The following is a 19,734-nucleotide window of genomic DNA, read 5'->3' as shown; positions in this document are numbered from 1 at the left end:
CTCAGTCGCCCAGGACCCGCCGCAGGTAGTCGTTGCCGAACACCCGGTCCGGGTCCAGGCGGTCGCGCAGCGCGGTGAACTCGCCGAACCGCGGATAGGCCTGCGCGAAGTACTCCGCGTCGCGCGTGTGCACCTTGCCCCAGTGCGGACGGCCGCCATGCGCGGTGAAGATGCGCTCGGCCGCCGTGAAGTAGGCCTGGTACGGGGTGCCCTTGTACATGTGCACCGCGACGTACGCGGAGTCGCGCCCGGACGCCGTCGACAGCGTGATGTCGTCCGCCGGGGCCGTCCGCACCTCCACGGGGAAGCTGATCCGCAGGCGCGAGCGGTCCACCATGGCCCGCAGCTCCCGCAGGGCCTCGACGAGCCGCTCGCGCGGGAGGGCGTACTCCATCTCCACGAACCGCACCCGGCGCGGGCTGGTGAACACCTTGTACGGGATGTCCGTGTAGGTGCGCGCCGAGAGGGCGCGGCTGGCGACGCGGGCGATGGAGGGGATCGTGGCCGGGACCGCGCGGCCCAGCGAGTTGACGGCCTGGAAGAGGCCGTTGGACAGCAGCTCGTCCTCGATCCAGGCGCTGACCGGTCCGGGCGGGGCGGCGGGGCCCTGGCTGCGGTTGTTGCGCTTGGTGTTGCAGTTGCCGGTGTGCGGGAACCAGTAGAACTCGAAGTGCTCGTTCTCCGCGAAGTGCTGGTCGAACTCCGCCGTCACCCGGTCGAAGAGCATGGGCTCCTCGCGGGCGGTCAGGAAGAAGAGCGGCTCGACGGCGAAGGTGATCGCGGTGACGATGCCGAGCGCCCCGATGCCGACCCGGGCCGCCGCGAAGATGTCCGGGTGGTCCTTCTCGGAGCAGACGAGCAGTTCGCCGTCCGCGGTGACCAGCTCCAGGCCGCGGATCTGGGCGGCTATGGAGGCCGAGTCGCGGCCGGTGCCGTGCGTTCCCGTGCTGGTGGCGCCGGAGACGGTCTGCTCCATGATGTCGCCCATGTTGGTGAGCGAGAGGCCCTCCTGGGCGAGGGCCGCGTTCAGGTCCTTGAGGACCGTGCCCGCCTCCACCGTCACCGTGCCCGCGGCCCGGTCGATCTCCCGGATCCCGGCCAGCGCCTGCGGCCGTACGAGCAGGCCGTCGGTCGCGGCGGCCGCGGTGAAGGAATGGCCGGTGCCGACCGCCTTCACCCGCATGCCCTCCTGGGCGGCCCGGCGGACCGCCTCCTGAAGCTCCCCGACCGAAGCCGGGGTGACGGTGCGGGCGGGCGTGGCGGTGACGTTCCCCGCCCAGTTACGCCACGCGGTCTGCGCGCTCTTCCCTGCTGTCGCCGTCGCCATCGCTGACGCGCTCCTCCCCTTGCGCCGGCCTCGTCAGCCGGCGGTATCCCGCGAACGCCACCGCCGCCGCGGCCACCCCCGCCGAGATGGAGACGACGTACCCGCTGCGCGCCCCGGCGGCGTCGATGACCAGACCGGTCACCGACGAGCCGACGGCGACTCCGACCGCGAGGCCGGTGCTGATCCAGGTCATGCCCTCGGTCAGCTTCGCGCGTGGGACGTGCGCCTCTATCAGGGCCATCGTGGTGATCATCGTGGGAGCGATGGCGAGGCCCGAGACGAAGAGCGCCACGGCCAGAAACGGCAAGTTCCCGGCCAGTAGGAGGGGGATCATACTCACGGCCATCGCACATATGCCCAGTACCCAGCGACGTTCCGTCCGGCCCTTGAGGTGGAGCAGGCCGAAGACGATTCCGGCGATACAGGACCCGAACGCCCAGATGGCCAGGATGAGGCTGGCGGCGGACTTGTGGCCCTGCTCCTCGGCGAAGGCCAGTGTGGAGACGTCGATGGAGCCGAAGATCGCGCCGGTCGCCACGAAGGTGGCCGTGAGCACCTGCAGGCCGGGGGAGCGCAGGGCCGAGGTGCGCTTCCCGGTGGTCTCGCGCGGGTGCGGCGTCGGCTCGGTGGAGCGCTGCGCGGTGAGCAGCCAGACGCCGACCATCAGGCAGACCGCGGCGATGAGCGGGCCGGCCTCGGGGAACCAGGTGGTGGACAGGCCGATGGCGATGATCGGGCCGAAGATGAAGCAGATCTCGTCCACCACGGACTCGAAGGAGTACGCGGTGTGCAGCTCGCGGGGGGAGTCCGCGTAGAGCACGGTCCAGCGGGCGCGGACCATCGAGCCCACGCTCGGCACGCAGCCGGCGATGGCGGTGAGGACGAAGAGGGTCCAGTCCGGCAGCCCGTTCGCGGCGGCCAGCAGCAGTCCGGCGACCGCCGCCACGGATATCAGGGTGGCGGGCCGCAGGACCCGGCGCTGCCCGTACTGGTCCACCAGGCGGGAGACCTGCGGGCCGATGACGGCGGCGGAGAGCGCCAGGGTGCCGGTGAGGGCGCTGGCCATGGCGTAGCGGCCGGTGATCTCGGAGATCATCGTCAGGATGCCGACGCCGACCATGGAGATCGGCAGTCGACCGATCAGGCCGGCGGCGCTGAACGCCTTGGTTCCGGGAGCCGCGAAGATGGCGCGGTAGGGACTGGGCAAGGGCCCTCCGTAAGGGACGTCATCGGCTCGTACAGCTTACGACCGCCGACCGGGCGCCTGCACGGGGAAGTTCCGGATCATGGAACTTAGGCTTACCTTACCTGTTCGGCGGCGCGCGTCGGGGCCGGGCAGGTTCCCGTGCGAGGACGCCGGGTGGCAGGATTCGGGGCATGTCAGACCAGCTCCTCCCGCCCGCCGGCGGGTCCGCCGCCCCGTACGACGCCCTCCTGCTGCTGTCCTTCGGCGGCCCCGAGGGACCCGATGACGTCGTGCCGTTCCTGGAGAACGTCACGCGCGGCCGGGGCATCCCGCGCGAGCGCCTCAAGGAGGTCGGGCAGCACTACTTCGGCTTCGGTGGCGTCAGTCCCATCAACGGCCAGAACCGCGAGCTGCTGGACGCCCTGCGCAAGGACTTCGCCGAGCACGGGCTGGACCTCCCGGTCTACTGGGGCAACCGCAACTGGGCCCCCTACCTGAACGACGTGATGCGGGAGATGGCCGCCGACGGGCGCCGTCGGATCGCGGTCCTCGCGACCAGCGCGTACGCCTCGTACTCGGGCTGCCGGCAGTACCGCGAGAACCTCGCCGACGCGCTCGCCGCGCTCGTCGAGGAGGGCGTGACCGAGCTGCCGAAGGTCGACAAGCTGCGGCACTACTTCAACCACCCCGGCTTCGTGCAGCCCATGATCGACGGGGTGCTCGCCTCGCTGGAGTCCCTGCCGCAGGAGGTCCGGGCCGGCGCCCGCCTGGTCTTCACCACGCACTCCATCCCCACCGCCGCGGCCGACGCGTCCGGGCCGGTCGAGGAGCACACGGAAGGCGGCGAGGGCGGGGCCTACGTCAGGCAGCACCTGGACGTGGCCAAGGTGATCGCGGACGCGGTACGGGCCGAGACGGGCACCGAACTGCCCTGGGACCTCGTCTACCAGTCGCGCAGCGGCGCCCCGCACATCCCGTGGCTGGAGCCGGACGTCTGCGACCACCTGGAGGCCCTGCACGAGGGGGGCACCCCGGCGGTGGTCATGGTGCCGATCGGCTTCGTCTCGGACCACATGGAGGTCCTCTACGACCTCGACACCGAGGCGACGGCCAAGGCCGCCGAGCTCGGCCTGCCGATCGCCCGCTCGGCGACGGTCGGAGCCGACCCGCGGTTCGCCGCGGCGGTGCGCGAGCTCGTGCTGGAGCGGGCCGCGGCCGAGCGGGGCGAGGGCGTCGAGCGGTGCGCGCTCGGACTGCTGGGGGCCAGCCATGACCTGTGCGCCGTGGGCTGCTGCCCGGCGCGGAGCCCCCGGCCGGCGGCCGCGGGCGTGGACAGTCCGTACGCGTAGGGAACGCAGAGGGGTGGCGGGACCGTGATCTCCGAAGAACTGAAGGCCGAACTGCTGGCCGTGGGCCTGGACGCCGCCCGGCAGGCCGGTGCGCTGCTGCGCGACGGCCGGCCGGCCGACCTGGCGGTGGCCGCGACCAAGACCAGTCCGATCGACGTGGTGACCGAGATGGACATCGCGGCGGAGAAGCTGATCACCGGCATCCTCGCGGAGCGGCGCCCCGCGGACGGGCTGCTCGGCGAGGAGGGGGCCGACACCCCGGGCACGAGCGGGGTGCGGTGGGTCGTCGACCCGCTGGACGGCACGGTGAACTACCTCTACGGGCTGCCGAGCTGGGGCGTGTCCATCGCGGCCGAGTACGAGGGCGAGACGGTGGTCGGCGTCGTCGCGGCGCCGATGCGGGGGGAGACGTACCACGCGGTGCTGGGCGGCGGGGCGTGGCTGGAGGGTGCGCGGCTGGCGTGCCGGTCGGCCGCGCCGCTGGACCAGGCCTTGGTGGCCACCGGTTTCGGGTACCTCCAGAGCCGACGGGCCCACCAGGCGGAGGTCGCGGCGCGGATCATCCCGCTGGTCCGGGACATCCGGCGGGGCGGGTCGGCGGCGCTGGACCTGTGCGACGTGGCCGCCGGGCGGTTGGACGGGTACTACGAGCGGGGCCTGAACCCGTGGGACCTGGCGGCGGGCGACCTGATCGCCCGCGAGGCCGGGGCCCTGACGGGCGGTCGGCCGGGGGAGCGGGCGTCGGGCGAACTCGTCCTCGCCGCCACGCCGGCCGTTTTCGCCTCGTTGCAGCCGCTGCTGGACGAGGCGGGAGCCTGGCACGACTGACCCTGCGGGTCGGCCTCCCGGGGCTCCGCCCCAGACCTCGCGCCTCAAACGCAGGCGAGGCTGGATTTGCCCCCGCGGGGCCTCGAACGCCGGGGAGATCCAGCCCCGCCGGCGTTTGAGGCGCGGGGGTCCGGGGGCGGAGCCCCCGGCGGTGGCGCGGGATGAACGCAGCGGACCCCGGCCGCCCATGGGGGCGGCCGGGGTCCGGGATGGTGCGTCGGGTCGGCAGGCCTAGGCGGACACGGCTACGCCGTGCTCGGCGGCCAGGCGCTGGAGGTCCTCCAGCTCCGCCTGTTCCACTTCCGCGAGGAAGTCGTCGCCCGTCTCGCGGGCCTGCATGAGGTCCGACTGCGTGGCCCTGATGCGCTGCAGGAGACCCGCGGTGAATGCGTCCATGATGGGTTCGCCCCCTCTTCGTGGGTCGGCGGCGGCACGTGGCTGTCCGCCGTCAGGGAGTGGATGGGGTGTGCTTGTCGTCCTCCCCAGCCCCCGGGGCCCGGAAACCTCATCATGTGAGCCAATCCTCACTCCTGCCCCGCCGGCCCCCCTCCGAGCGGTGCCTTACAGCCGGTTTACCGGCGAAAAGGGCAGGATGGACGACGCAACAGACGCAATACACGTGTGCCCAGAAGGGCTCGGAGGAAGGAAACGACGTGCGCGTACTCGTCGTCGAGGACGAGCAGCTGCTCGCCGATGCGGTGGCCACCGGACTGCGCCGGGAGGCCATGGCCGTGGACGTCGTGTACGACGGCGCCGCCGCCCTGGAGCGGGTCGGCGTGAACGACTACGACGTGGTCGTGCTCGACCGCGACCTCCCTCTCGTGCACGGCGACGACGTGTGCCGGAAGATCGTCGAGCTCGGCATGCCCACCCGCGTGCTGATGCTGACCGCCTCCGGGGACGTCAGCGACCGCGTGGAGGGTCTGGAGCTGGGTGCGGACGACTACCTGCCCAAGCCCTTCGCCTTCACCGAGCTGACCGCCCGCGTACGGGCGCTCGGGCGGCGCACCACCGTCGCCCTGCCGCCGGTGCTGGAGCGGGCCGGGATCAAGCTGGACCCGAACCGTCGCGAAGTGTTCCGCGAGGGCAAGGAGGTGCAGCTGGCACCCAAGGAGTTCGCGGTGCTGGAGGTCCTCATGCGCAGTGAGGGGACCGTCGTTTCCGCCGAGCAGCTGCTGGAGAAGGCATGGGACGAGAACACCGATCCCTTCACGAACGTGGTGCGGGTGACGGTCATGACACTGCGCCGCAAGCTGGGGGAGCCCCCGGTCATCGTGACCGTTCCCGGTTCCGGGTACCGGATCTGACGAGGGTGGCAACGACTCCGACGCCACCCGCGGCGCCACCGAAACCGACCTGGGACCCCGGTCAGCCCGAGGGTCCCTTCCCATGGCTGAGGCCGACCATCCGGATACGGCTCACGCTGCTGTACGGCGGGATGTTCCTGATCGCCGGCATCCTGCTGCTGTCGATCATCTACCTGCTCGCGGCGCAGGCCCTCCGCGAGGGCAACAACATCCCGTACAAGATCATCAACGGGCAGAACGTCCAGGTCACCAGTGATTCCTGTCCCGGTGTCGCCAACATCAGGCAGATCGACCAGTTCGACGTCGCGATCAACCAGTGCATGGCCGCGCAGCGCCGGCACTCGCTGGACGATCTGCTGAGCCGGTCGCTCATGGCCCTGCTGGGCCTCAGCATCATCGCCTTCGCCTTCGGCTACGCGATGGCCGGCCGGGTGCTCTCGCCGCTGGGCAGGATCACCCGGACCGCCCGCCGGGTGGTCGGCTCCGACCTGACCCGGCGCATCGAGCTGGACGGGCCGGACGACGAGCTCAAGGAGCTCGCGGACACCTTCGACGAGATGCTCGACCGGTTGGAGCGGGCCTTCACGGCCCAGCAGAGATTCGTGGCGAACGCCTCGCACGAGCTGAGAACCCCGCTCGCGATCAACCGGACGCTGCTGGAGGTGCACCTCTCCGATCCGGGGGCCCCGGTCGAGCTCCAACAACTGGGCAAGACCCTGCTCGCCACCAACGAGCGCAGCGAGCAGCTGGTCGAGGGCCTGCTCCTGCTGGCCCGCAGCGAGAACCAGATCGTCGAGCGCAAGCCCGTCGACCTGGCGGAGGTCGCCTCGCGCGCCGTGGACCAGGTGCACGGCGAGGCCGAGGCGAAGGGCGTGGAGATCCGCGGCGAGCGCGCGCTCGCCGTCGTGCAGGGCAACGGCGTCCTGCTGGAGCGGATCGCCCTCAACCTGGTGCAGAACGCCGTCCGGTACAACGTTCCGGAGGACGGCTGGGTGGAGGTCACGACCGGGGTCCAGCACGGTCAGGCGGTGCTCCTGGTGTCGAACACGGGTCCCGTCGTTCCCGCGTACGAGGTGGACAACCTCTTCGAGCCCTTCAGGCGGCTGCGTACGGAGCGAACGGGCAGCGACAAGGGTGTCGGGCTCGGGCTGTCGATCGCGCGCTCCGTGGCGCGCGCACACGGCGGACGGATCCAGGCGGTGCCCCGTGAGGGCGGTGGCCTCGTGATGCGTGTCACTCTGCCCTTGTGAGACCTCATTCCCATGTTCGCTGTTGGCTGAATACTTGCCCTGTGCAGTCGATTGCTTTTGTGTGATCGATCACAGTGCCCGGTGTCCGGCCATGCGCGTTCGGTGACCTTCAGGAGGCCGGAAAGCCCGGGAAGTCCGGGTTTCCGGCCCCCCTGATGGCGGGAAATAGACGGGGTGGCGTTTGTGCAAGACGACCTCCGGACCGTGTACGGTCCCGGTCGTCATCCCAGCCAATCGGCTCTTCAGGCGTGCGGCTGGGTGTCGATTGAGTAACAGACCTTGATGTGAGGCAAAATCTCCGCCTCAGGTCGGGCACAAGTCCGGCCTCTCGCGCGTTACCTGCGCTGAGACACCGCTAACACCCAGAGGGGGAGAGCGAAAAATGGCAACGGACTATGACACCCCACGCAAGACCGACGACGACGTCGACAACGACAGCATCGAAGAGCTGAAGGCGCGGCGCAACGAGAAGTCTTCCTCGTCCACGGACATGGACGAGTTCGACTCGGTCGAGAGCATGGACCTGCCCGGCGCGGACCTCTCCAACGAGGAACTGGCCGTCCGGGTCCTGCCCAAGCAGGCCGACGAGTTCACCTGCATGAGCTGCTTCCTGGTGCACCACCGCAGCCAGCTCGCACGAGAGAAGAACGGCCAGCCGATCTGTCGCGACTGCGACTGAGAGGCGTCGGCCGTGGCTGGCTCGACACCGTTTCGCAAGTTCGGCTTGCGCAAACGTGGTGAACCGGCGGAGACGCAGGTGGGAACCACGGACCCGGAAACGGGTCCTGGAGCCCCCGGCGGACCCGCCGTGACCTCAGGCGCCGCGACAGCGGTGCCGTCGGCCACAGAGGCCGACGAGGCGTCCGGACAGGGGTCCGGGGCCCGTCGGCTCCAAGCCGTCAAGAACGGTGTACGCAAGGGCGGCGCGGGCGTCAGGGCCGCCGCCCTGTACATCGCCGACCGGATCATCGAGAACGCACCGCGCGTTCCGGTCCGGGACCTGGCGACCCTGCGCGCGCAGTTTCCGGGCCTCGGCCCCGATCAGCTCGCCGACAAGCTGATCACGGGCGCCGCCAACGGCACCTCCACCGTCGGCGCCGGCATCGGAGCGGCGGCCATGCTGCCCGTCCCGCCCGCCATGCTGATGGAACTGGCCGCCGAGATCACCGGGGTCGCCGCGATCGAGCTGAAGCTCATCGCCGAACTCCACGAGGTGTACGGCCTGCGGGCACCCGGCACGCTCCCGGAGCGCAGCTTCGCCTACCTGACCTCGTGGACGGAAGAGCGCGGGGTCGACCTGACCAAGCCGACGACGCTGAACGCGGCGCTCGGCGGTCAGATGAAGCGCGAACTGCGCCAGCAGATCACGAAGCGGATGTTCCGCAACCTTCCGAACCTCATGCCGTTCATGATCGGCGCGGCGGTGGGCGCGGTCATGAATCGCCGCGACACCCGCAAACTCGCCGAGAAGGTCCGTGGCGACCTCCGGAGCCGCGCCGTGGCCTGGGACGCCCTGCACCGGCTTCCGCCCCTGGAGCAGCCCTCCCAGCCCCTTCCCGAGGCCACCAGGGCCGCACTGGAGGGGTCCGCGGACTACTGAGCCGCCTTGGCGGCGAGGAGCGCCGCCCGCAGGGCCTGCGGCTCGCGGGTGGAGACGTAGACGTACGGGGTCGGGTCGGCCGGGTCGGTGACCTCGATGCGCAGCGCCGTCGGGACGTAGCTGCGCATCAGCATGAAGGCGCGGGTGTCGGCCTTGTAGGTGCGCCAGGCGCGGGCCTCCTCGGCGTCGAGGACCTCGGGCTCGCCCAGGGCCGTCACGGGGATCCGCGCCTCCCCGGCGGCCAGCGCGCCGTTCACCACGCGCACCCGCGCGGACCCGTACGAACTCACCAGCAGCCCCGCCAGCGCGCTGCCGCCGACCAGGCCCGCCAGCAGCGGCATCGTGCCCAGCGGCAGGAACATCAACGCGCAGGCCAGCCCGATGAGTACGGAGATGAACCACCACGAGCGGGGGGCGGTCAGGCGTTCGTCGTGGTGCGCGGGGGAGAGCTGCATGCCGTCAAGCCTGCCACGAGGCGACCGGCGGGTAGCCGCGCGGGTAAGGTCTGCGGCTGTGAGTGGACGAAACACAGCGTTGACGCCGCCGGCCGATGCCGTCGCACCGGTCCGGCACCCCGACGCCCCGGCACCGGGCGAGCTGCTCGGTGCGCACTACGAGCACTGCTTCGGCTGCGGTGGGGGCCAGCCGCACGGACTCCACCTGGAGGCCCGGGCGGGCGAGGGCGTGCGCGTCAGTGCCGAGTTCACCGTCAAGCCCGCACACCAGGGCGCCCCGGGTCTCGCCCACGGCGGGGTGCTGGCCACCGCGCTCGACGAGACGCTGGGCTCCCTGAACTGGCTGCTGCGCGTCATCGCGGTGACGGGCCGGCTGGAGACCGACTTCGTACGGCCGGTGCCCGTGGACACCGTGCTGTACCTGGAGGCCGAGGTCACCGCCGTGGCCGGACGCAAGATCTACTGCAGTGCGGTCGGCCGCATAGGCGGGCCCGAGGGCCCGGTCGCCGTGCGCGCGGACGCGCTGTTCATCGAGGTGAAGGTCGACCACTTCATCGACAACGGTCGGCCCGAGGAGATCCAGGCGGCCATGGCCGACCCGGACCAGGTCAGGCGCGCACGCGCCTTCGAGGTGAACCCCTGATGTCCCTGAACGACAGCTCTCCCGTCGACGTGCTGATCCGCCGCGTCGACCCCGAGGTGCCCATCCCGGCGTACGGCCACCCCGGCGACGCCGGCTGCGACCTGGTGACCACCCAGGCCGCCGAGCTCGCCCCCGGCGAGCGGGCCGTTCTGCCCACCGGCGTGTCCATCGCGCTGCCCGACGGCTACGCCGCGTTCGTGCACCCGCGCTCCGGGCTCGCCGCCCGCTGTGGGCTCGCGCTCGTGAATGCCCCCGGGACGGTGGATGCCGGGTACCGTGGGGAGATCAAGGTGATCGTGGTCAATCTCGACCCTCGCGAGAGCGTCCGGTTCGAGCGTTTCGACCGCATTGCCCAGCTGGTTGTCCAGCGGGTCGAGAAGGTGCGCTTCCACGAGGTGGCGGAACTTCCCGGCTCGGCCCGGGCCGAGGGGGGTTTCGGCTCCACCGGCGGTCATGCGGCCGTGGCCGGATCAGGCGCTGGTCAGCAGGGTGGGAATGGCTACGCTTCGGTCGTAACCGACCGGGAAGGACAGTGACGTGTTCGGACGTCGCAAGAAGAACGACTCCGTCAAGGACGGCGGCGCGGCCGAGCAGGTCGTCGACAGCGCGGACGGCGCTGCGGCCGACGCCGATGAGCAGGACGGTGCGGCCGCGCCGCGCCGCGTGAACCTGCCGCCGGCCCCGCGGCCGGACGGCCCCTGGGACGTCTCCGAGGTCCCCGGCAGCCCGGCCGAGGGCCGGGTCGACCTGGGCGGCATCCTCGTACCCGGTGTCGAGGGCATGGAGCTGCGCGTCGAGGTCGCCGGTGACGCGATCGTGGCCGCGACCGTGGTGCTGCGCGACAGCGCCGTACAGCTGCAGGCCTTCGCCGCGCCCAAGAAGGAAGGCATCTGGGGCGAGGTCCGCGAGGAGATCGCCGCGGGCATCACCCAGCAGGGCGGCATCATCGACGAGGTCGAGGGTCCGCTGGGCTGGGAGCTGCGCGCGCAGGTCCCCGTACCGCTCCCGGACGGGCAGACCGGCGCCCAGCTGGTCCGCTTCGTCGGTGTCGACGGACCGCGCTGGTTCCTGCGCGGAGTGATCTCCGGCCAGGGCGCGGTGCGCCCCGAGTCGGCCGGTCTGCTGGAGACGATCTTCCGGGACACCGTCGTCGTCCGCGGCGACGGCCCGATGGCCCCGCGTGACCCGATCGTCCTGAAGCTGCCGAACGACGCCCAGATGGTGCCGGACGGCGTGCAGACGGAGGAGCAGGAGAGCTCCCGCTTCGGCGGTGGCATGGGTCAGCTGGAGCGCGGCCCGGAGATCACCGAGGTCCGCTGACCTCCGCGGCCGCGAGGGCCGCGATCGTTTCAGGCCGTGGGCCGTACTCCCTGGGGTACGGCCCACGGTGCTCGGCGGCGCCCGCGTCAGGGATCCGTCAGGGATCGGCCGCGGGGCCGCCAAAGGTGCGTGAACGGGGCAAACGTCCTTGAGAATGGGCCCATGGGACGCGGCAGGCTAAGGATCTATCTCGGCGCGGCACCCGGTGTGGGCAAGACCTACGCGATGCTCTCCGAAGGCCACCGCAGGGTGGAGCGGGGGGCCGACTGCGTCGTCGGCTTCGTCGAGCACCACGGGCGGCCGCGGACCGAGGTGATGCTCCACGGGCTGGAGCGGGTCGAGCGCAAGGAGCTGACCCACCGGGGCGCCGTCTTCACCGAGATGGACGTGGACGCGCTGCTGGCCCGCGGGCCGGCGATAGCCCTCGTGGACGAGCTCGCGCACACCAACGTCCCCGGCTCGCGCAACGCCAAGCGCTGGCAGGACGTCGAGGAACTGCTGCGGGCCGGCATCGACGTCGTGACCACCGTCAACATCCAGCACCTGGAGTCCCTCGGGGACGTGGTCGAATCGATCACCGGGGTCCGGCAGCGGGAGACCGTCCCGGACGAGGTGGTCCGGCGGGCCGACCAGATCGAGCTGGTCGACATGGACCCGCAGGCCCTGCGGCGGCGGATGGCGCACGGGAACATATACAAGCCCGACAAGGTCGACGCGGCCCTGTCGAACTACTTCCGGCCGGGCAACCTCACCGCCCTGCGCGAGCTCGCGCTGCTGTGGGTGGCCGACCGGGCGGACGAGTACCTCCAGGTGTACCGGGGCGAGCACGGCATCCGCTCCACCTGGCAGGCGCGCGAACGGATCGTCGTGGGGCTCACCGGCGGCCCGGAGGGGCGCACGCTGATCCGGCGCGCCTCGCGGATGGCGGCCAAGGGTTCCGGCAGCGAGATCCTCGCCGTGTACATCGCCCGCAGCGACGGGCTGACCGCGGCCTCGCCGAAGGAGCTCGCGATCCAGCGCACGCTGGTCGAGGACCTCGGCGGAACGTTTCACCATGTGATCGGCGACGACGTCCCGGACGCGCTGCTCGAATTCGCCCGCGGGGTCAACGCCACCCAGATCGTGCTCGGCTCCAGCCGCCGCAAGACCTGGCAGTACGTCTTCGGCCCCGGCGTGGGCGCCACCGTGGCCCGGGACTCGGGCCCCGACCTCGACGTCCACATCGTCACGCACGAGGAGGTGGCCAAGGGCCGCGGGCTGCCCGTGGCCCGCTCGGGAGCCCGCCTCGGCCGGGCCCGGATCCTCGCCGGATGGGCGGTGGGGGTGGTCTTCCCCGTACTGCTGTGCCTGCTGCTCACCCACGTCGAGGCGGACCCGGGGCTCGCCAACGACATGCTGCTCTTCCTGGCGCTGACCGTGGCGGCCGCGCTGCTGGGCGGGCTCTGGCCGGCCCTTGCCTCGGCCGCGTTCGGCTCGCTGCTGCTGAACTACTACTTCGCCCCGCCCCTGCACCGGTTCACGATCTCCGACCCCAAGAACATCGTGGCCATCGCCATCTTCTTCGGGGTCGCCGTCTCGGTCGCGTCCGTGGTGGACCTGGCCGCCCGGCGCACCCACCAGGCCGCCCGGCTGCGCGCCGAGTCCGAGATCCTCTCCTTCCTCGCCGGCAGCGTGCTGCGCGGCGAGACGGCGTTGCCCGCTCTGCTGGAGCGGGTCCGCGAGACCTTCGCGATGGAGTCCGTGGCCCTGCTGGAGCGCGCGGGCGACACCGAGCCCTGGACCCGGGCCGGCACCGTCGGACCGGCTCCCGTGGACCGGCCCGAGGACGCCGATGTGGACATGCCCATCGGGGACCACATGGCGCTGGCCCTGTCCGGCCGGGTGCTGCCCGCCGAGGACCGCCGTGTCCTCGGGGCCTTCGCCGCCCAGGCGGCCGTGGTCCTCGACCGCCAGCGACTGGTCGGGGAGGCCGAGGAGGCCCGCCGGCTCGCCGAGGGCAACCGGATCCGGACCGCGCTGCTGGCCGCCGTCAGCCATGACCTCCGTACGCCCCTCGCGTCCATCAAGGCCTCCGTGAGCTCCCTGCGATCCGACGACGTGGAGTGGTCCGAGGAGGATCGGGCCGAACTCCTCGAAGGCATCGAGGACGGCGCCGACCGGCTCGACCACCTCGTGGGCAACCTGCTGGACATGTCCCGGCTGCAGACCGGCACCGTGACCCCGCTGATCAGGGAGATCGACCTCGACGAGGTGGTCCCGATGGCGTTGGGCGGCGTGCCGGAGGACAGCGTGCTGCTGGACGTGCCCGAGACGTTGCCGATGGTCGCGGTGGATCCGGGGCTGCTGGAGCGGACCGTCGCCAACGTGGTGGAGAACGCCGTCAAGTACAGCCCGGCGGGCGAGCCGGTGCTGGTGGCGGCCAGCTTCCTCGGCGACCGGGTCGAGGTGCGCGTCGTCGACCGGGGCCCCGGCGTGCCCGACGAGGCCAAGGACCGGATCTTCGCCCCCTTCCAGCGGCACGGGGACGCCCCGCGCGGAGCCGGAGTGGGCCTCGGGCTCGCCGTGGCAAGGGGCTTCGCCGAGGCCATGGACGGCACGCTGGCGGCCGAGGACACCCCGGGAGGCGGGCTGACCATGGTGCTGACGCTCCGGGCGGCGAGCCGGGCGGGCCCGCCGCCGCGCGTCACGGTGGACGGCGAAGCCCGCGCCACCGGACCGATCGCAGACATGATCATGGAAGACCTCGACGCGGAACGACAGAAGGCAGGACCTCAATGACCCGGGTGCTCGTGGTGGAAGACGAGCCGCAGATCGTCCGAGCCCTCGTGATCAACCTCAAGGCACGCAGGTACGAGGTCGACTCCGCCGCCGACGGCGCGAGCGCACTGGAGCTCGCGGCCGCCCGCCACCCCGACGTGGTGGTGCTCGACCTGGGCCTGCCCGACATGGACGGGATCGAGGTGATCAAGGGCCTGCGCGGCTGGACCCGCGTGCCGATCCTGGTCCTCTCGGCCCGCCACACCTCCGACGAGAAGGTCGAGGCCCTCGACGCGGGCGCCGACGACTACGTCACCAAGCCCTTCGGCATGGACGAACTGCTGGCCCGGCTGCGCGCCGCCGTCCGCCGGGCCGAGCCCTCCGCCGGCGCGGGGGAGGACGAGGTGGTCGTGGAGACCGCCGGTTTCACGGTGGACCTGGCCGCCAAGAAGGCCGTGCGTGAGGGGCGCGACGTACGGCTGACGCCCACCGAGTGGCACCTGCTGGAGGTCCTCGTCCGCAACAGCGGAAAGCTCGTCAGCCAGAAGCAGCTCCTCCAGGAGGTGTGGGGGCCCTCCTACGGCACCGAGACGAACTACCTGCGGGTCTACATGGCCCAGCTGCGCCGCAAATTGGAGGCGGATCCCTCGCACCCCCGGCACTTCATCACCGAGCCGGGCATGGGATACCGCTTCGAGAGGTAGCTTCGATGGGCGGTCGTCACGCCGGTAGGCTTCTTGCCATGAGTGCTGAACCGCGTCCCGAGAAGTCCGTGAAGCCGGCCAAGGCGGCCAGGCCGGCGGGCCGGTTCCGCCGGATGATCGAGCGGCTGTCGTCCTCGCAGGAGGAGCTGCATTCGGCGGAGCTGCAGGAGGACGCAGAAGCCGCGGGCTGCACGCGGATCTGCGACTGCCACGACCGCCAGATAGTCAAGGTGACGGGCACCCTGCGCACCGTCACCCTGCGGCCCCGCGCCGGCGTGCCCGCCCTGGAGGCCGAGCTGTTCGACGGCTCGGCGGCTCTGGACGTGGTCTGGCTCGGGCGTCGCTCGATCGTGGGAATCGAGCCCGGCCGCCGTTTGATCGCCTCCGGGCGCATCTCCATGAGCCACGGCCGCCGGGTGCTCTTCAACCCGAAGTACGAACTCCGACCGCTCGGACAGGAGCACTGACCGGTGATGTCACTCGACGGACCGACCCCCGCGGAACCTGCAGCCACGCCTGACGAAGACCAGAAGGCGGTGACGCAGGCGGCGCTGTTCGACGCCTTCGGCGGCATCCGGGGCACCGTGGAGACGATGCTCCCCGGGCTGCTCTTCGTGATGATCTACACGATCAACAAGGACGTGAAGTCCTCCGCCATCGCGGCGGGCGCGGTCGCCGTGCTGCTGGTGATCGTGCGGCTGCTGCGCAAGGACACCGTCAAGCACGCCTTCAGCGGCGTCTTCGGCGTGGGCGTGGGCGTGGCCTTCGCCCTGTTCACGGGCGACGCCAAGGGGTTCTACCTGCCGGGCATGATCTACGGCGTCTGCCTGGGCGCGGCCTTCACGCTCTCGGCGCTGGTGGGCTTCCCGCTGTTGGGCGTCATCCTCGGGCCGGTGTTCAAGGAGAACCTGTCCTGGCGCACGCGCAACCCGGGGCGCAAGAAGGCGTACGTGAAGGCCAGCCTCGCGTGGGGGCTGATCTTCCTCGCCAAGTACGCGATCCTCTTCCCGCTGTACTGGTGGGGTGACGCGACGCAGCTCGGCTGGGTGCTGATCGCGCTGAAGCTGCCGCCGATGGTGCTCGCGGTGTACTTCACGTGGGTGTTCCTGGCGAAGGCGCCGCCGCCGATCGACGTGATCGCGGAGTGGGAGGCCAAGGAGGCCGCCGAGGCTGCCGCCGGCGAGAAGCGGGCCTGATCGTGCCCGACGTGGGCGGGTGCGGCGCCGTTGCCGGGCTCTGCCCCGGACCCCGCGCCTCAAACGCCGGCAGGGCTGATTTCGGCCCGGCAAACGTGTAGGGGCGGGTGACCGAACGGTCACCCGCCCCTACACGGCAGAAGGGGCTACCGCCGGGCCTGGAGGAGGTCCTCCAGTTGCTCCTCGCGGGCCTGGGCGGCCACGAAGAGGAGCTCGTCGCCCGCCTCCAGGGTCTCCTCCGCGTGCGGGGTGAGGACCCGGTTGCCGCGGATGATCGTGACCAGCGAGGTGTCCTCGGGCCAGCTGATCTCGCCGATCTGGGTGCCCGCCACCGAGGAGTCCGCCGGCAGGGTCAGCTCGACCAGGTTCGCGTCGCCGTGGCTGAAGCGCAGCAGGCGCACCAGGTCGCCGACGCTGACGGCCTCCTCGACCAGGGCCGACATCAGACGCGGCGTCGAGACCGCGACGTCGACGCCCCAGGACTCGTTGAAGAGCCACTCGTTCTTCGGGTTGTTCACGCGCGCCACGACCCGCGGGACCCCGTACTCGGTCTTGGCGAGGAGGGAGACGACGAGGTTGACCTTGTCGTCACCGGTGGCGGCGATGACCACGTTGCAGCGCTGGAGCGCCGCCTCGTCCAGCGAGGTGATCTCGCAGGCGTCGGCCAGCAGCCACTCGGCCTGCGGCACCCGCTCCACCGAGATGGCGGTCGGCGCCTTGTCGACGAGGAGGACCTCGTGGCCGTTCTCCAGAAGTTCACCCGCGATGGAGCGGCCCACCGCGCCGGCTCCGGCGATCGCGACCCTCATGCGTGTGCCTCCTCGGGCCCCTCGGCGAAGGCCGCCTCGACCTTGTCGATCTCGTCCGTGCGCATCATCACGTGGACGAGGTCGCCCTCCTGCAGGACCGTCTGCGACGTCGGCAGCATGGCCTCGCCCAGTCGTGTGAGGAACGCGACCCGCACGCCCGTCTCGTCCTGCAGCTTGCTGACCTTGTGTCCGACCCAGGAGGCGGAGGTGTGCACCTCGGCGAGCTGTACGCCGCCGCTCGGGTCGCGCCACAGCGGCTCGGCGCCCGAGGGCAGCAGCCGGCGCAGCATCTGGTCGGCGGTCCACCGTACGGTCGCGACGGTGGGGATGCCGAGGCGCTGGTAGACCTCGGCGCGCTTGGGGTCGTAGATGCGGGCGGCGACGTTCTCCACGCCGAACATCTCGCGGGCCACGCGGGCGGCGATGATGTTGGAATTGTCACCACTGCTGACCGCGGCGAAGGCTCCCGCCTCCTCGATCCCGGCCTCGCGCAGGGTGTCCTGGTCGAATCCGACTCCGGTGACCCGGCGGCCACCGAACCCGGCGCCCAGGCGGCGGAATGCGGTGGGGTCCTGGTCGACCACGGCGACCGTATGCCCCTGCTGTTCCAGGGTCTGTGCGAGAGCGGAACCCACTCTTCCGCAGCCCATGATGACGATGTGCACGGCCGTCCTTCCGGCTGTCAGCGGCTCGCTGGTTCCCAGCCTCATTGCATGCTCTGGCTTAACAGGGTCTCAGACCATGGCCCAAGCTACACACGGGCGGTCACGAGTGTGACCTCTTGTGCTGCGGTTGGGGTCCTGCAGAGGAGGAAATGGGGTGGGATTGCAGTGTGAGGGGGTGGGGGGTTCGTCAGTCTGATTTCGAACGCTTACGATCCTCTGCGTGTCCAAACTGACCGACCTGCCCAAACGGATCCTGATCGGCCGGGCGCTACGCAGCGACCGTCTGGGGGAAACACTCCTCCCCAAACGGATCGCCCTTCCCGTTTTCGCCTCCGACCCGCTCTCCTCGGTGGCATATGCCCCCGGCGAGGTCCTGCTGGTCCTCTCGATCGCGGGCGTCTCTGCGTACAGCTTCAGCCCCTGGATCGCCCTCGCGGTCGTCGTGCTGATGTTCACCGTCGTCGCCTCGTACCGGCAGAACGTCCACGCGTACCCCAGTGGTGGCGGCGACTACGAAGTCGCCAACACCAACCTCGGGCCCAAGGCCGGTCTCACCGTGGCCAGCGCCCTGCTCGTCGACTACGTGCTGACCGTCGCCGTGTCGATCGCCTCGGGCGTCGAGAACCTCGGCTCGGCCATCCCCTTCGTCGTCGAGCACAAGGTGTTCTGCGCCGTCGGGATGATCCTGCTGCTCACGCTGCTGAACCTGCGCGGCATGAAGGAATCCGGAAAACTCTTCGCGATTCCCACCTACGTCTTCGTCGCCGCCGTATTCATCATGATCGCCTGGGGTGCCTGGAAGGGCCTCGTCCTCGGCGACACGATGAAGGCCCCGACCGCCGATTTCGAGATCAAGGCCGAAAAGGCGGGACTGGCCGGCTTCGCGTTGATCTTCCTGCTGCTGCGCGCCTTCTCCTCCGGCTGTGCCGCGCTCACCGGCGTCGAGGCGATCAGCAACGGCGTTCCCGCCTTCCGCAAGCCCAAGAGCAAGAACGCCGCGACCACCCTGGCCCTGATGGGCGCCCTGGCCGTGACCATGTTCTGCGGCATCATCGCCCTGGCCATGGCCACCGACGTGAGGATGGCCGAGAACCCCGCCGAGGACCTGCTGCTGGGCGGCGTGCCGGTCGGCCCCTCGTACGTCCAGAACCCGGTGATCTCCCAGGTGGCCGAGGCGGTCTTCGGCGACGGCTCGTTCTTCTTCATCCTGCTCGCCGCCGCCACGGCGCTCGTGCTGTTCCTCGCCGCGAACACCGCCTACAACGGCTTCCCGCTGCTCGGCTCGATCCTCGCCCAGGACCGCTACCTGCCGCGCCAGCTCCACACCCGCGGAGACCGGCTCGCCTTCTCCAACGGCATCGTGCTCCTCGCGGGCGCCGCGGCACTGCTGACCTGGCTCTACGGGGCCGACTCGACGAAGCTCATCCAGCTCTACATCGTCGGCGTCTTCGTCTCGTTCACGCTCAGCCAGACCGGCATGGTCCGGCACTGGAACCGGCACCTGAAGTCGGAGACGGACCCCGCCAAGCGCCGCCACATGGTCCGCTCCCGCGCGATCAACACCTTCGGCGCCTTCTTCACCGGCCTGGTGCTGGTCGTCGTGCTCGCGACCAAGTTCACCCACGGCGCCTGGGTCGCCCTGCTCGGCATGGTGATCTTCTACGCCACGATGACCGCGATCCGCCGGCACTACGACCGGGTCGCCGTCGAGATCGCCGCGGCCGAGGAACGCCCCGACGAGTACGTCCGCCCCTCGCGCGTGCACTCCGTCGTCCTGGTCTCCAAGCTCCACAAGCCCACGCTGCGCGCCCTGGCCTACGCCAAGCTGCTGCACTCCAACCGGCTGGAGGCGCTCAGCGTCAACGTCGACGAGGCCGAGACCAAGGCCCTCAAGGCGGAGTGGGACCGGCGCGGGATCAACGTCCCGCTCAAGATCCTCGACTCGCCGTACCGCGAGATCACCCGCCCGGTGGTCGAGTACGTCAAGGGTCTGCGCAGCGAGAACCCGCGCGACGCGGTCAGCGTGTACATCCCCGAGTACGTCGTCGGCCGCTGGTACGAACACCTGCTGCACAACCAGAGCGCGCTGCGCCTCAAGGGCCGGCTGCTCTTCACCCCCGGCGTGATGGTCACCTCGGTGCCCTACCAGCTGGAGTCCTCGGAACTCGCGAAGAAGCGGGCGAGGAAGCACGCGGAGTGGAACGCCCCGGGCGCGGTGCGCCGCGGACCGGTGGACGCCCCGCGTCCCAAGGACCCGGCGGCGAAGTAGCCTCCCGACCGGTTGGCGAACGGCCGGACGAGATCCACGTAAACTGGTGGGTCGGTCGTCCGGCCGTTT

General features: G+C 70.9%; 20 protein-coding genes. 14 read left to right on the top strand and 6 right to left on the bottom strand.

The window, feature by feature from the left end; translation table 11 throughout:
* Window position 1: 1 nt before the first annotated feature.
* Both ACFYYJ_RS32875 and ACFYYJ_RS32870 read right to left on the bottom strand, forming a co-directional pair.
* Window positions 2-1,327 carry a D-arabinono-1,4-lactone oxidase gene (locus ACFYYJ_RS32875; protein WP_385125746.1) on the bottom strand — a complete coding sequence of 442 codons (1,326 nt, stop codon included), beginning with the start codon at window positions 1,325-1,327 and terminating at the stop codon, window positions 2-4.
* Window positions 1,281-2,534 (bottom strand): MFS transporter, encoded by a 1,254-nt coding sequence (locus ACFYYJ_RS32870; protein ID WP_385366364.1) that lies wholly within the window; start codon window positions 2,532-2,534, stop codon window positions 1,281-1,283. The genes ACFYYJ_RS32875 and ACFYYJ_RS32870 overlap by 47 nt, the downstream gene beginning before the upstream one ends.
* A gap of 170 nt (window positions 2,535-2,704) precedes the next feature.
* Here ACFYYJ_RS32870 and ACFYYJ_RS32865 point away from each other — a divergent pair, with 170 nt between their 5' ends.
* Both ACFYYJ_RS32865 and ACFYYJ_RS32860 read left to right on the top strand, forming a co-directional pair.
* The gene (locus tag ACFYYJ_RS32865; RefSeq protein WP_389137793.1) at window positions 2,705-3,862 is read left to right on the top strand and encodes a ferrochelatase; all 1,158 of its coding nucleotides are present in this window, start codon (window positions 2,705-2,707) and stop codon (window positions 3,860-3,862) included.
* Between the two features lie 27 nt (window positions 3,863-3,889).
* Entirely contained in the window at window positions 3,890-4,690 is an 801-nt protein-coding gene (locus ACFYYJ_RS32860; RefSeq protein ID WP_385125859.1) for an inositol monophosphatase family protein, read from the top strand.
* Between the two features lie 231 nt (window positions 4,691-4,921).
* Here ACFYYJ_RS32860 and ACFYYJ_RS32855 read toward each other — a convergent pair whose 3' ends face one another.
* Complete coding sequence (locus ACFYYJ_RS32855; RefSeq protein WP_385128193.1) at window positions 4,922-5,086, bottom strand: hypothetical protein; 165 nt, start codon at window positions 5,084-5,086, stop codon at window positions 4,922-4,924.
* Window positions 5,087-5,343: 257 nt separating this feature from the next.
* Here ACFYYJ_RS32855 and ACFYYJ_RS32850 point away from each other — a divergent pair, with 257 nt between their 5' ends.
* From ACFYYJ_RS32850 to ACFYYJ_RS32835, 4 genes are all read left to right on the top strand, one after another.
* The gene (locus ACFYYJ_RS32850; RefSeq protein WP_030008767.1) at window positions 5,344-5,997 is read left to right on the top strand and encodes a response regulator transcription factor; all 654 of its coding nucleotides are present in this window, start codon (window positions 5,344-5,346) and stop codon (window positions 5,995-5,997) included.
* A 5-nt stretch (window positions 5,998-6,002) separates the two neighbouring features.
* The gene (locus ACFYYJ_RS32845) at window positions 6,003-7,247 is read left to right on the top strand and encodes a sensor histidine kinase (protein WP_385128194.1); all 1,245 of its coding nucleotides are present in this window, start codon (window positions 6,003-6,005) and stop codon (window positions 7,245-7,247) included.
* Window positions 7,248-7,629: 382 nt separating this feature from the next.
* Window positions 7,630-7,926 (top strand): DUF4193 domain-containing protein, encoded by a 297-nt coding sequence (locus ACFYYJ_RS32840; RefSeq protein WP_384592316.1) that lies wholly within the window; start codon window positions 7,630-7,632, stop codon window positions 7,924-7,926.
* Between the two features lie 12 nt (window positions 7,927-7,938).
* On the top strand, window positions 7,939-8,847 hold the full coding sequence (locus tag ACFYYJ_RS32835) for a hypothetical protein (RefSeq protein ID WP_389137790.1): 909 nt from the start codon (window positions 7,939-7,941) through the stop codon (window positions 8,845-8,847).
* Here ACFYYJ_RS32835 and ACFYYJ_RS32830 read toward each other — a convergent pair.
* Window positions 8,841-9,302 carry a DUF3093 domain-containing protein gene (locus ACFYYJ_RS32830; RefSeq protein ID WP_385358905.1) on the bottom strand — a complete coding sequence of 154 codons (462 nt, stop codon included), beginning with the start codon at window positions 9,300-9,302 and terminating at the stop codon, window positions 8,841-8,843. The two genes, ACFYYJ_RS32835 and ACFYYJ_RS32830, sit on opposite strands and share 7 nt — an antisense overlap.
* A gap of 58 nt (window positions 9,303-9,360) precedes the next feature.
* Here ACFYYJ_RS32830 and ACFYYJ_RS32825 point away from each other — a divergent pair, with 58 nt between their 5' ends.
* From ACFYYJ_RS32825 to ACFYYJ_RS32795, 7 genes are all read left to right on the top strand, one after another.
* A complete protein-coding gene (locus tag ACFYYJ_RS32825) occupies window positions 9,361-9,945 on the top strand; it encodes a PaaI family thioesterase (protein WP_384592325.1) in 585 nt (194 codons plus the stop codon).
* Window positions 9,945-10,481 carry a dUTP diphosphatase gene (gene dut / locus ACFYYJ_RS32820; protein ID WP_385128197.1) on the top strand — a complete coding sequence of 179 codons (537 nt, stop codon included), beginning with the start codon at window positions 9,945-9,947 and terminating at the stop codon, window positions 10,479-10,481. The genes ACFYYJ_RS32825 and dut overlap by 1 nt, the downstream gene beginning before the upstream one ends.
* A gap of 1 nt (window position 10,482) precedes the next feature.
* Window positions 10,483-11,265 (top strand): DUF3710 domain-containing protein, encoded by a 783-nt coding sequence (locus tag ACFYYJ_RS32815; RefSeq protein ID WP_389137787.1) that lies wholly within the window; start codon window positions 10,483-10,485, stop codon window positions 11,263-11,265.
* Window positions 11,266-11,427: 162 nt separating this feature from the next.
* The gene (locus ACFYYJ_RS32810; RefSeq protein ID WP_389137785.1) at window positions 11,428-14,043 is read left to right on the top strand and encodes a DUF4118 domain-containing protein; all 2,616 of its coding nucleotides are present in this window, start codon (window positions 11,428-11,430) and stop codon (window positions 14,041-14,043) included.
* Window positions 14,040-14,726, top strand: a complete 687-nt coding sequence (locus ACFYYJ_RS32805) for a response regulator (protein ID WP_385128200.1) — start codon at window positions 14,040-14,042, stop codon at window positions 14,724-14,726. Before ACFYYJ_RS32810 ends, ACFYYJ_RS32805 begins: the two co-directional genes overlap by 4 nt.
* A gap of 38 nt (window positions 14,727-14,764) precedes the next feature.
* The gene (locus ACFYYJ_RS32800; protein WP_384592337.1) at window positions 14,765-15,193 is read left to right on the top strand and encodes an OB-fold nucleic acid binding domain-containing protein; all 429 of its coding nucleotides are present in this window, start codon (window positions 14,765-14,767) and stop codon (window positions 15,191-15,193) included.
* 3 nt (window positions 15,194-15,196) lie between these two features.
* The gene (locus tag ACFYYJ_RS32795; RefSeq protein ID WP_385128201.1) at window positions 15,197-15,922 is read left to right on the top strand and encodes a DUF3159 domain-containing protein; all 726 of its coding nucleotides are present in this window, start codon (window positions 15,197-15,199) and stop codon (window positions 15,920-15,922) included.
* A 146-nt stretch (window positions 15,923-16,068) separates the two neighbouring features.
* On the opposite strand, the gene ACFYYJ_RS32790 is transcribed toward ACFYYJ_RS32795, so the two are convergent.
* A complete protein-coding gene (locus ACFYYJ_RS32790; protein ID WP_385128202.1) occupies window positions 16,069-16,731 on the bottom strand; it encodes a potassium channel family protein in 663 nt (220 codons plus the stop codon).
* A complete protein-coding gene (locus ACFYYJ_RS32785) occupies window positions 16,728-17,396 on the bottom strand; it encodes a potassium channel family protein (protein WP_384592346.1) in 669 nt (222 codons plus the stop codon). The genes ACFYYJ_RS32790 and ACFYYJ_RS32785 overlap by 4 nt, the downstream gene beginning before the upstream one ends.
* Window positions 17,397-17,616: 220 nt before the next feature.
* On the opposite strand from ACFYYJ_RS32785, the gene ACFYYJ_RS32780 reads away from it, so the two are divergent.
* Complete coding sequence (locus tag ACFYYJ_RS32780) at window positions 17,617-19,665, top strand: APC family permease (protein WP_385128203.1); 2,049 nt, start codon at window positions 17,617-17,619, stop codon at window positions 19,663-19,665.
* The last annotated feature ends 69 nt before the right edge of the window (window positions 19,666-19,734 follow it).

The organism is Streptomyces sp. NPDC002467 (assembly GCF_042889825.1).
GTDB lineage: Bacteria > Actinomycetota > Actinomycetes > Streptomycetales > Streptomycetaceae > Streptomyces.
The sequence above is the reverse complement of the archived record's forward strand: the minus strand, read 5'-3'. Positions and strand labels throughout refer to the sequence as shown.